Annotated in this window: 10 protein-coding genes; 8 read left to right on the top strand and 2 right to left on the bottom strand. The window is 74.2% G+C overall.

Annotated features, from left to right (window positions below):
- Positions 1 to 729: 729 nt before the first annotated feature.
- Positions 730 to 2184 carry a glycosyltransferase family 87 protein gene (locus IEY75_RS16685; protein WP_189115296.1) on the top strand — a complete coding sequence of 485 codons (1455 nt, stop codon included), beginning with the start codon at positions 730 to 732 and terminating at the stop codon, positions 2182 to 2184.
- Positions 2185 to 2365: 181 nt separating this feature from the next.
- Complete coding sequence (locus IEY75_RS16680) at positions 2366 to 4348, top strand: sensor histidine kinase (RefSeq protein WP_189115295.1); 1983 nt, start codon at positions 2366 to 2368, stop codon at positions 4346 to 4348.
- Here the strand turns inward: IEY75_RS16680 and IEY75_RS16675 are convergent.
- Positions 4341 to 6377, bottom strand: a complete 2037-nt coding sequence (locus IEY75_RS16675; protein WP_189115294.1) for a hypothetical protein — start codon at positions 6375 to 6377, stop codon at positions 4341 to 4343. The two genes, IEY75_RS16680 and IEY75_RS16675, sit on opposite strands and share 8 nt — an antisense overlap.
- On the bottom strand, positions 6374 to 7150 hold the full coding sequence (locus tag IEY75_RS16670) for a deoxyribonuclease IV (RefSeq protein ID WP_189115293.1): 777 nt from the start codon (positions 7148 to 7150) through the stop codon (positions 6374 to 6376). Before IEY75_RS16670 ends, IEY75_RS16675 begins: the two co-directional genes overlap by 4 nt.
- A gap of 177 nt (positions 7151 to 7327) precedes the next feature.
- Between IEY75_RS16670 and IEY75_RS21325 the strand changes: the two genes are divergently transcribed.
- The 6 genes from IEY75_RS21325 (at position 7328) to IEY75_RS16640 (ending at position 10524) form a co-directional block, all read left to right on the top strand.
- Positions 7328 to 8077 (top strand): hypothetical protein, encoded by a 750-nt coding sequence (locus IEY75_RS21325; protein WP_189115305.1) that lies wholly within the window; start codon positions 7328 to 7330, stop codon positions 8075 to 8077.
- A gap of 273 nt (positions 8078 to 8350) precedes the next feature.
- A complete protein-coding gene (gene rpsF, locus IEY75_RS16660) occupies positions 8351 to 8641 on the top strand; it encodes a 30S ribosomal protein S6 (protein ID WP_189115292.1) in 291 nt (96 codons plus the stop codon).
- A gap of 79 nt (positions 8642 to 8720) precedes the next feature.
- On the top strand, positions 8721 to 9236 hold the full coding sequence (locus IEY75_RS16655) for a single-stranded DNA-binding protein (protein ID WP_189115291.1): 516 nt from the start codon (positions 8721 to 8723) through the stop codon (positions 9234 to 9236).
- A gap of 19 nt (positions 9237 to 9255) precedes the next feature.
- A complete protein-coding gene (rpsR, locus tag IEY75_RS16650; protein WP_189115290.1) occupies positions 9256 to 9495 on the top strand; it encodes a 30S ribosomal protein S18 in 240 nt (79 codons plus the stop codon).
- Positions 9496 to 9509: 14 nt separating this feature from the next.
- On the top strand, positions 9510 to 9956 hold the full coding sequence (gene rplI / locus IEY75_RS16645; protein WP_189115289.1) for a 50S ribosomal protein L9: 447 nt from the start codon (positions 9510 to 9512) through the stop codon (positions 9954 to 9956).
- A gap of 190 nt (positions 9957 to 10146) precedes the next feature.
- Complete coding sequence (locus tag IEY75_RS16640) at positions 10147 to 10524, top strand: response regulator transcription factor (protein WP_189115288.1); 378 nt, start codon at positions 10147 to 10149, stop codon at positions 10522 to 10524.
- The last annotated feature ends 3 nt before the right edge of the window (positions 10525 to 10527 follow it).

The raw sequence follows: 10527 nt of genomic DNA, 5'->3' as shown, positions 1-10527 counted from the left end.
ACGCTGGAGAACGCTGCGCCACACTACCGTCAGCCCCCGCCGAATTGGTGACATCGTCGCCGCCGCGCTGCACCTGACCCATTTCGAGTACAAGTACCTACCCGAATCTTGCTGAGATCACTTCACTGTGCGCAAACACCACGGGACCTCAACCGCGGCACATGTGCGTCAGGAGGTCACCCAACCGCAAGTGACCGTGCGAAAATCTCGCGCAGTCTGGAAGCAGGTAAATCATCGCAAGCGATTCGCCGAGGTCGATTTGGGAGTCCCGGCCGATGGCAGGTCACGTCGCCCGCAGGGCGGCCGGGTGGCCTACCTGGGCGGATCGCCGCTCAGCAGCGGGCTGCGATAAGGGTCAGTCGCTCCAAACTTTCTGTGTTGCAAACCCAACCCATTCCTGCGCTACGTCGTGGTCGAGTGGATGGGACAACAAGTGGTTCCTGGAGTAGCCCGTCGGGCTCTTCAACTGGTGGTCCGTCTCACCCGAGACTGGACTCGAGCGAGCTCGGCTCCAGTCCGCCGAAAGTCCGTTGACGCTGGTCAGTCATGAAAGCATCTATCGACCAATCCGTCAGGCCTCCTAGAATCCGCGCCAGTAGGCGTCGAGTAATGACCTCCGGCCAAGCCGGGAGACCATCACTGCCGGACTCCGCCTCACTGACGTGCCTCTGCGTCCGTGATCCCGCGTGGCGGGGGCGAACCCGCGGGCGGGGGCGGCAGGATGAGGGGATGAGTCTGCGGCGTGCGGTGGTCGACCTGCCCGGTCGGTCGGACAGTTTCGTCCGGGGCCTGAGCGAGGCCATCGGCGGCCCGCCCGGCACCCACACCGCCGGTGCCGACACCCCCGGCGGCCCGTGGCGGGGTCGCTTCTGGACCGCCGCCCGCGTCGTCCTCGCGCTGGCCTGCCTGACGCTGGTCCTGCACTGGGTGCAGAAGTCCCCGTGCATGGACGGCGCCTGGACCGACAACATCCAGTACAAGCGGTACTGCTACACCGACGTCCTCGCCCTGTACTTCGCCGAGGGCCTGAACGAGGGCAAGGTGCCCTACCTCGACCACCCCGTCGAGTACCCGGTGCTGACCGGCGCGTTCATGGGGCTGCTCGGGCTGCCGGTGCACGCCGCGGCCGCCGCCGACCCGACCCTCAACCAGGGAATGACCTTCTACCACCTCAACGCGTTCGTCCTCGGCGCGCTGGCGGTCGCCGCGGTCGGCCTGCTGCTGGCGATGCGCCGCCGCCGCCCGTGGGACGTCGCGCTGTTCGCCCTCGCCCCGGCGATGTTCATCAGCGCCACGGTCAACTGGGACCTGTTGTCGATCTTCTTCGCCGTCGCGGGGCTGTTCGCGTGGTCGCGGTCGCGGCCGGTGGTCGCGGGCGTCCTGCTCGGCCTCGGTACCGCGGCCAAGCTCTGGCCCGGCTTCCTGCTGCTGGCGATCATCTTCCTGGCGCTGCGCGCCCGGCGCCTCGCCCCGGCCGCCCTGGCCACGGGCGCCGGGGTGCTGACGTGGGCGGCCGTGAACGCGCCGGTCATGGTCGCCAACCTGGAGAACTGGTCGCGGTTCCTGGTCCTGAACCGGGAGCGGCAGGTCGACTGGGGCACCCTCTGGTACATCGGCGACCACTTCCCGCGCGGCGGCGGCCGGTACGGGCTGCCGGTGTTCCAGGCGCTCGCCCAGGACATCCCCCGGCTGAACCTGGTCACGTACGTCCTGATCGGGCTGGCCTGGGTCGGCATCGGGGTGCTGGTGCTGCGGGCCCCGCGCGCGCCCCGGCTCGGACAGGTCGCGTTCCTGGTGGTCGCGGCTTTCCTGATCTTCAACAAGGTCTGGTCGCAGCAGTTCGTGCTGTGGCTGGTCCCGCTCGTCGTGCTGGCCCGGCCGCGCTGGTGGGCGTTCCTGGCCTGGCAGGCGGCGGAGGTCTGCTACTTCGCCGCCTTCTACGGCGAGCTGATGGGCGCCGGGGGCAGGCCGGTGTTCCCCGAGGGCGTCTTCGTGCTGGCCTCGGCGCTGCGCCTGGGCACCGTGGTGCTGCTCTGCTGTCTGATCATTCGGGAGATCCGGCGACCGGAGCGGGACGTCGTGCGGCACACGTACGACGACGACCCCGACGCCGGGCCGCTCGCCGCGCCGCCACCGACACCCGCCGCGCCGCCCGTGCCGGCCGCCGCGCCCGTCAGCGCCTGACGCCGGCCGCGCGGGCGCCTGACGCCGTCCGCGCGGGCGGCGCCGCCCGTAGCGGCCTGACGCCGGCCCGGGTCGGCGAGCCTGGCGGTTCGCCAACGCGGGCGGCGCGGCGGTGGATACTGGCAACGAGGGCCGGATTCCGGCCGCGGGTGTCGGTGCGCGAGTGTCGGTGGCGGTGTCGATGAGCCAGGGTGCGCTTTCGTGGATCGTGACGGTGGGGGCGGTACTCAACGTCGCCATCGGGGCGTACGCGCTCGCCAGCTACCTGCGCCACCGCAACCCGCTGCACGGCTGGCTGGCCGTGGTGTTCCTGCCGGACACGCTGTTCCTCGCCGTCGACCTGGCCACCCGGGCCGGCACGGCGCAGCCGGAGCTGCTCGCCGACATCGTGCTCGTCGGGTTCGCGGCGCGGCCGTACCTGATCGTGCGGATGGCGGACCGGCTGCGGCCGGTGTCCCGGCGGGCGGACCGGCTGGCGCTGGCCGGGGTGGCCGGCCTGTCCGCCGCGATCCTCGCCGTACCCCGGGAGCACCCGCCCGCCGTCGGCTTCGCGTACCTGGTGGTCACGACCGCGCTGTACACCGTGGCGACCCGGCTGCTCGCCGCCGAGGCCCGCCACCGGACCGGCAGCTCGGCGGTCCGGCTCGGCGTCGCGGCCGTGGCCACCGCGGCGAGCGGCCTGGTCGGCGTCATCGCGGCGGCCGCGGCGGCGACGGGGATCCTCACCGAGAGCGGCCGCAACGAGCTGGTGCCGCACGACGCGCTGGGCGAGGCGTTCAACCTCGGCTTCCGCCTGCTCGGGCTCGCCGGGGCCCTCGCGTACTGGCTGGCGTTCCTGCCCCCGCGGTGGCTGCGCCGGGTGTGGTCGGCGCGCGCCGCGCACGTCGTGGGGCGGCGGATCCTGGAGGCGCCGGCCACCGAGTCGCCGGCGCAGGTGTGGCAGCGGTACGTCGACGTGGTCCGCACCGTCGTCGGGGCCGACGCCGCGGCGGTGCTGCTGCGGGAGAGCGACGGCCGGTACGCCTACGCGGCCCGGACCGCCGCCGGCCGGGCCGCGGGGAACGCCGCCGACCTGCCCGCGGCGGTGGCCGCCGCCGACCTGGGGCGGCTGCGGGACCTGCACCAGCCCGTCGCCGTCGACCCGGGCCGCGACGCCGGGTCGCCCCTGCTGCGGCAGTGGGCCGGCGAGTGCGGCCGCTGCCTGCTGACGGTGCTGCCGATCACCGGGCCGGACGCCCGCACCGGCGTGCTGCTGGTGCTGCACCGCGGCCGCAGCCTGTTCACCGAGGACGACATGCGGCTGCTGGCGGACCTCGGCGGCCACGCGGCCGTCCTCGCCGAGCGCGGGGCGGTGCTGGCCGCGCGCGGCGCCGCCCTCAGCGAGCAGCACCGGCTGGCCCGGCAGCTCGCCGACACCGTCAACGCCCTGCGCGCCGCGGCCGAGGCCCGGGACCGGTTCATGTCGAGCATGAACCACGAGCTGCGCACCCCGCTGAACGCGATCATCGGTTTCAGCGACCTGCTGCGCGCGGACGTGGCGGGCGACCCGGAGTCCGAGAGCGCGCAGTGGCTGGGGCACATCCACTCCAGCGGTACGCACCTGCTGCGGCTGATCAACGACCTGCTGGACCTGGCCAAGGTGGACTCCGGGCAGCTCGACCTGCAGCCGGCGCCGCTGTCGGTGCGCAGCGTGGTGCAGCAGCTCGTCGTCGGGCTGCGGCCGCTGGTCGCCGGCAAGGGGCTGGAGCTGCGCGTCGAGGTGGCGGACGTGGTCGCGCTGCTGGACCCGATCCGGTTCCGGCAGATCGTGGAGAACCTGCTCTCCAACGCGATCAAGTTCACGCCCCCGGACGGCCGGATCACGCTGACCGTGGCGGCGCAGGAGCGCGCGCTGGTGCTGACCGTCGCCGACACCGGCGTCGGGATCAGCCCCGGCGACCAGGACCGGATCTTCGAGGAGTTCCAGCAGTCCGGCGACGCGACCCAGCGGCGCGCCGGCACGGGGCTGGGGCTGGCGCTGGTGCGGCGGCTGGTGCACGCGCACGGCGGCGAGATCACGCTGCGCTCGCGGCCGGCGCACGGCAGCACCTTCATCGTCCGGCTGCCGGAGGTCGTCACCGCCGACCCGGCGGTGCGGCCGGACCGCCACCGGATGGTCAGTTGAGGGTGAAGACCTCGGCGCCGTCGACGGTCGCGCGGGCGACCGAGTAGTCGCCGGGGCCGACGGTCAGCGCCGACGCCCACGGGGTGCCGGCCAGCCGGTCGGGCAGGACGATCACGGTGCGGATGCCGTGTGTGCGCAGGTACTGGATGCTGGCCAGGTCCGGGAAGCCGGCCACCGCCTGGCGGGCCTCCTCCAGCGATGCCGGGGTGAAGCCGCTGTTGCCGTTGACCAGCCGGGGGAAGCCGGCGGTGGACCACAGCAGCGCGTGGCTGTCGACCGCGAAGTCGCTGGGCAGGACGAGGACCGGGGCCGCCGCCGTCCGCAGGGCCGCCGGGGCGCGCGGGACGGCGGGGTGCGGGGTCGCGTTCAGGGACTCGACCAGCAGGACGAGCACCGGCATGAGGGTGGCGGCGCGCAGGACGGTCCGCAGCCCGAACCGCAGCGCGGTGGGCCGCATCCGGGCGGCCTGGCGCAGGACGGCGCTGACGCCGCCCGCGGCGAGGACCGCCAGCAGCAGCGTCGTCCACAGGATCAGGCGGCCGGGGGTGCGCAGGCCGTCCCAGCCGGGGACGTACGCCAGCAGCGGCAGGTACGTGTAGCGGCCGCCGGAAACCGTGGTGCCCAGGGCGAGGACCGCGGCCGCCGCCGCACCGGCCAGCAGCAGCAGCCGCTGGCGGAGCGTCCAGACGGAGTAGAGCAGGCCGGTGGCCGCGAGCGCGTACAGCGTGTACCCGGGCAGCAGCGTCATCTCGGGCGCCCAGACGAGGTCGGCGCGGAGCGGGGCGTGCGCCGCCCCCCACAGCAGCGAGTCGGGGGGCGCGACGAGCAGGGACCGCACCGGCGGGGAGTACATCTCGATCATCTCGGCGGTCCGGCGGGCGTAGGGGTGGGCCTCGGCGACGAGGAAGTACGGGACCGCCATGCCGACGCCCACCCCGGCGAAGACGAGGCCGCCGACACCGTCGGCGACGAGCAGCCGCCAGCCCCAGGGCCGGCGGGGCGCGCGGCGGATCCGGGCCGCGACCCACCAGGCGAGCGCGGCGAGGACGGCCAGGCCGAGCAGGTACCCGAACGGCAGGCCGATGCCGAAGCCGAGGCTGAGCTGCCACGCCGCGACGAGCCAGCCGGCCAGGGCCCAGCCGGGGCGCCGCCGCCGGGGCCGGCGGGGGCGGCGCAGGGTCCAGTCGTGGCCGCGCAGCAGCATCGCGGCGGCGAGCACGATGCCGCCGGTGGAGAGCACCTGGAGGTGTCCGGTCTGCGCCAGCCGCCACGGGGCGAACGCGAACGCCAGGCCCGCGACGGCGCCGCCGACGCGGCCGGCGCCGAGCTGCCGGACCAGCGCGTACGCGCCGAAGACCGCCAGCGCGTGCGCGAGCACGAAGATGATGTTGTACCGCAGCAGCGCCGCGTACATGCCCTCGCCGAGCAGGCCGGCGGGCGCGTACCCCAGCAGCGTGTCGGAGAAGGCATAGCTGTACCGCTCGGGGTGGAAGCCGTTGCCGTCGAACAGGTGCAGCGGGTCGGTGCGCAGGGCGTGGCCGCCCCAGGCGATCTGCCACGCCTGGAGGGCGGGGTCGACGGTGTCCTGCGGGACGGTGCGCGTCGGGTCCCGCAGTGTCGGCCAGGTGAGGGCGGCGGCGGTGACGACGCTGAGCAGGGCGGCGAGGCTCCACTCGTGGCGCAGGGTGCGGCCGGCCGCGCGGGCGTACCGGCGCGCCCGGCCCGGCCGCGCGGCCGGCGGCGGCGCGAAGCGCGCGAAGGGGTCGGCGGCGCCGGGCTCCGCGCCGGGCTCCGCGGCCGGCGGCGCGGCGCGGCGCCGGCCGGGCAGCCGGCCGAACCGTCGCCGCCGGCTGGGGCGGTCGCCCGCCGCACCGCCGCTGCCCGCGCCGCCCTCAGCGGACGTGCCCGCGACCGCCGGCGTGCCCGCGGCGGTGGCGACCGGGGTGCCGCGGTGGCCGCCGTCGGGTGGCGGCCCGGCCGCCGGGGTGGCGCGGGGGTGCGGGGTCGAGCCGGTGGGCGTGGCCTTCACCGGCCTAGCTTGTCACGCAGGTACGCGATGTCGCGTGCCTGGCCGGCCGCGCCGCCGGGGGTCTCCACGATCGCGGGGGCGCCGGCGGCGCGCAGCACGGCGACCAGGAGCGCGGGGTCGATCACCCCGTCGGCGAGGTTGGCGTGCCGGTCGCGGCCGGAGTCGAACGGGTCCCGGGAGTTGTTGGCGTGGACCAGGTCGATCCGGCCGGTGACCGACCGCACCCGGTCGGCGAGGCCCAGCAGCTCCTCGCCGCCCGCGTGCGCGTGGCAGGTGTCGAGGCAGAAGCCGACCTCGTGGTCGCCGACGGCGTCCCACAGGCGCTTGAGGGCGTCGAGGCGGCGGGCGCAGGCGTGCTCGCCGCCGGCCGTGTTCTCGATCAGCAGGGGCAGGCCGAAGCCGCCGCTGTCCGCCGCGTACGCGAACGTCTTGCGCCAGTTGTCGAAGCCGGTCTCCGGGTCGTCGCCGCGGTTGACGTGTCCGCCGTGGACGATCAGCCCGGCGGCGCCGACGGCGGCCGCGGCCCGGGCGTGCGCCAGCAGCAGCTTGCGGCTGGGGATGCGGATTCGGTTGTTGGCGGTGGCGACGTTGAGCACGTACGGCGCGTGGACGTAGAGAACGGTGTCGGCGGCGGCCAGCGCGGCGGCGTCGGCGCGCGGGACCGGAGCCTTCCAGCCCTGCGGGTCGGCGAGGAAGAACTGCACCGCGTCCGCGCCGCGGGCCGCGGCCTCGTCCAGCGGCGCGGCGGAGTCGACGTGGGCACCGATGAGCATGGCGTCGAGGGTACGGCGCGGCACCGACAGCGGCGGGGCGGGTGCGCGGCGGCCGGGCCGGCGCCGGGCGCCCATACTGGCCCCGCTGCGCGCCGGCCGCGACGCCGCGCACGTCACCCGACCGGGGGGCGTGTCGTTGCATGAGGTGAGCCCGCTCCACCGACCTGGGGGTTTCTGATGGCGGTACCGCGACGGGTCCTGGCGGCGGCCGGCGTGGCCGCGGCCCTGGCCGGGCCGGCGGCGCCGGCCGCGGCGGCCGGGCCGGCGGCGGTGCTGGTCCGGGAGGTCGTCTTCGACGGCGGCGGCCTGCTCGGGCTGCGCTGCGCGGCCACCCCGGACCAGGACGCCGTGACGGTGACCGCGGAGTCGACGCTGCGCGTGCGCAACGAGACCGGCCACCGCGCCACGCTCGTGATGGACGACGAGGAGCGGGGCGAGGTGCCCGCCGGCCGGGTGGCCGAGGTGCTGTTCCACCGCGGGCCGGTGGAGCTGACCCTGCGCCCGCACTGCGTCGTGACCCGCCAGGAGTCGCTGCGGGTACAGGTCGTGGGCCAGCCGGTCGGCGAGCCCGCGCAGCCGGCGCCGGTCCCGCTGCCGTCGCCCGTGCCCACCCCCGACGCGCCGGCCCCGGCGTCGCCGTCCCCGCAGCCGCCGCCGGTGCCGCGCGCGGCGGCCGGTACGCCGCACCCGCTCATGGGGCTCGGCCCGGGCGGCGCGGCCGGCGCGGCGGAGGTCCCGGTGCTGGACGAGGCGCTGGCCGCCGACGGGCACCCGGCGGCGGAGCCGATGGCCGCGGTCGAGCCGCTGGCCGACCGCGGGGCGGTCACCCTTCTGGGGCTGGTCGCCTTCGTCTGCATCGCCGGCGTCTCTATCGGTGCATTCCGTGTTATCCTCGCCCAGCGGTCGATACGGGGCATAAGCCCTTAACTGGGCGATTCCGTACACCGCTTCCCGTGCTCCGCGGGGCACCGCCGCTCCACACTCGTCGGTGTGGTCGTTCCTCCCCAGGTCCCACCCCAGGGAATGCGGAACGGCGGTCCCCGCGGTCTCCTCCCCGGCGCCGCGCACCCCGGCCGCGGGTGCGCCCGGCCGCTGTCGGTATCCTGACCAGGCTCGCCGCCATCCTGGGCGGTGCGCGGACGCCAGACCCTCCTGCCACGGACCGACCGTGGCCGACAGCCCAGAGGAGGTGAGTACGTCTTGCGTCACTACGAAGTCATGGTGATTCTCGACCCCAGCCTGGAGGAGCGCACCGTCGCCCCGTCGCTGGACACGTACCTCAACGTCATCCGCACGGCGGGTGGCTCGGTCGAGAAGCTCGACGTGTGGGGCCGCCGCAGGCTCTCCTTCGAGATCAGCAAGAAGGCCGAAGGCATCTACGCGGTGGTGGACCTGCAGGCCACCCCGGAAGCGGTCGCCGAGCTGGACCGCCAGCTCCGACTCAACGAGTCCGTCCTGCGGACCAAGGTGATCCGGCCGGACGTCCGCTAGCAGCGGCGTACGGCTCCCACCCGCACTGTCACAGCGAGCGTGTAAACCTTGCGGACAGACGAGTGCTGAGGAGTTGGCAATGGCAGGAGACACCACCATCACCGTCGTCGGGAACCTGACCGACGACCCTGAGCTGCGCTTCACCCCGTCGGGCGCGGCCGTGGCCAAGTTCCGGGTCGCCTCGACGCCCCGGTTCCTGGACAAGGCCTCGGGCGAGTGGAAGGACGGCGAGCCGCTGTTCCTGGCCTGCAACATCTGGCGCCAGGCCGCGGAGAACGTCGCCGAGTCCCTCCAGCGGGGTTCCCGCGTCATCGTCACGGGCCGGCTGCGCCAGCGCACGTACGAGACGCGCGAGGGCGAGAAGCGCACGGTCTACGAGCTGGAGGTCGACGAGATCGGCCCGTCGCTGCGGTACGCCACGGCGAAGGTGCAGAAGATGTCGCGCTCCGGCGGTGGTGGTTTCGGTGCCTCCGGCGGCGGCCAGGGCGGCGGTGGCGGTGCCCCCGCCGACGACCCCTGGGCGACCGCCGCGCCGGCCGGCCGCAGCTCCGGTGGCGGCCAGGGTGGGAACTTCGACGAAGAGCCTCCTTTCTAGACCCTGAGGTACAGCAGACATGGCGAAGAACCCGCCGATCCGCAAGCCCAAGAAGAAGGTGAACCCGCTCGACAAGGAGGGGATCACCTACATCGACTACAAGGACACCGCGCTGCTGCGCAAGTTCATCTCCGACCGGGGCAAGATCCGCGCCCGCCGGGTCACCGGGGTGACCTCCCAGCAGCAGCGCCAGATCGCCCGCGCGGTCAAGAACGCCCGCGAGATGGCGCTCCTGCCGTACACGGCCACGGCCCGCTGAGAGGGGGCACGAATATGAAGATCATCCTCACGCAGGAGGTCTCCGGTCTCGGCGCTCCCGGCGACGTCGTGGAGGTCAAGAACGGCTACGGCCGCAACTACCTGCTCCCGCAGGGGTACGCGATCGGCTGGACCAAGGGTGCCGAGAAGCAGGTCACCTCGATCAAGCGGGCCCGCGAGTCCCGCGAGATCCGCGACCTGGGCGAGGCCACCTCGGTCAAGGAGCGGCTGGAGGGGCTGAAGATCACGCTGAAGGTCCGCGCCGGTGACGGCGGTCGGCTGTTCGGCGCGATCACGGCCAACGAGATCGTGGAGGCGGTCGAGACCGCCGGCGGCCCGGCCCTCGACCGGCGGCGCATGACCGTGTCGCCGATCAAGGCGGTCGGGCGGCACGCGGTCACGGTCCGGCTGCACGCCGAGGTCGTGGCGACGGTCAACCTGGACGTCATCCGGGCCAAGTAGCACCCCGCACGTCACGACGGCGGCCCGGGAGGAGTGATCCTCCCGGGCCGCCGTCGTCGTGGCGCCGCCGCGGACCGCCGCGCCGCTGAGCGCGCCGACCTGCCTGCCCCCCAAGATTCACCCAAATCAGGCATTTTATGGAGCTATGTTGTCGGGGTAGGCAAGCCGGTCACGCAGGGAGGTGCGGAGCGTGTCCAAAGTTCTGGTCGCCGAGGACGATCCCGACATCCGTGACCTGGTGGTCTTTAAACTGGAACAGGCCGGACACGAGGTGGTCGAGGTCGGGGACGGCCTGGGGGCCCTGGCCGCCGTGGAGGGCGACGACCTGCCCGACCTCGTGGTACTCGACGTCGCGATGCCCGGCCTGTCGGGCTTGGACGTGTGCCGGCAGATGCGGGCCGATCCGCGCACCAAGGGTCTGTTGATCATCCTGTTGACGGCGCAGGCCCAGGAGACCGACGTCGAACGCGGGTTCGCCGTGGGCGCCGACGACTACGTGATCAAGCCGTTCAGCCCCCGCGAACTGGTGTCGCGCGTCCAGTCCCTCCTCGCCCGGTCGCGGACCTAGCCG

The sequence above is a fragment of the Pilimelia terevasa genome, assembly GCF_014647915.1.
Classification (GTDB): Bacteria; Actinomycetota; Actinomycetes; order Mycobacteriales; family Micromonosporaceae; genus Pilimelia; species Pilimelia terevasa.
Note: the sequence above shows the minus strand (reverse complement) of the source record. Positions and strands in the feature narration are given on the sequence as shown.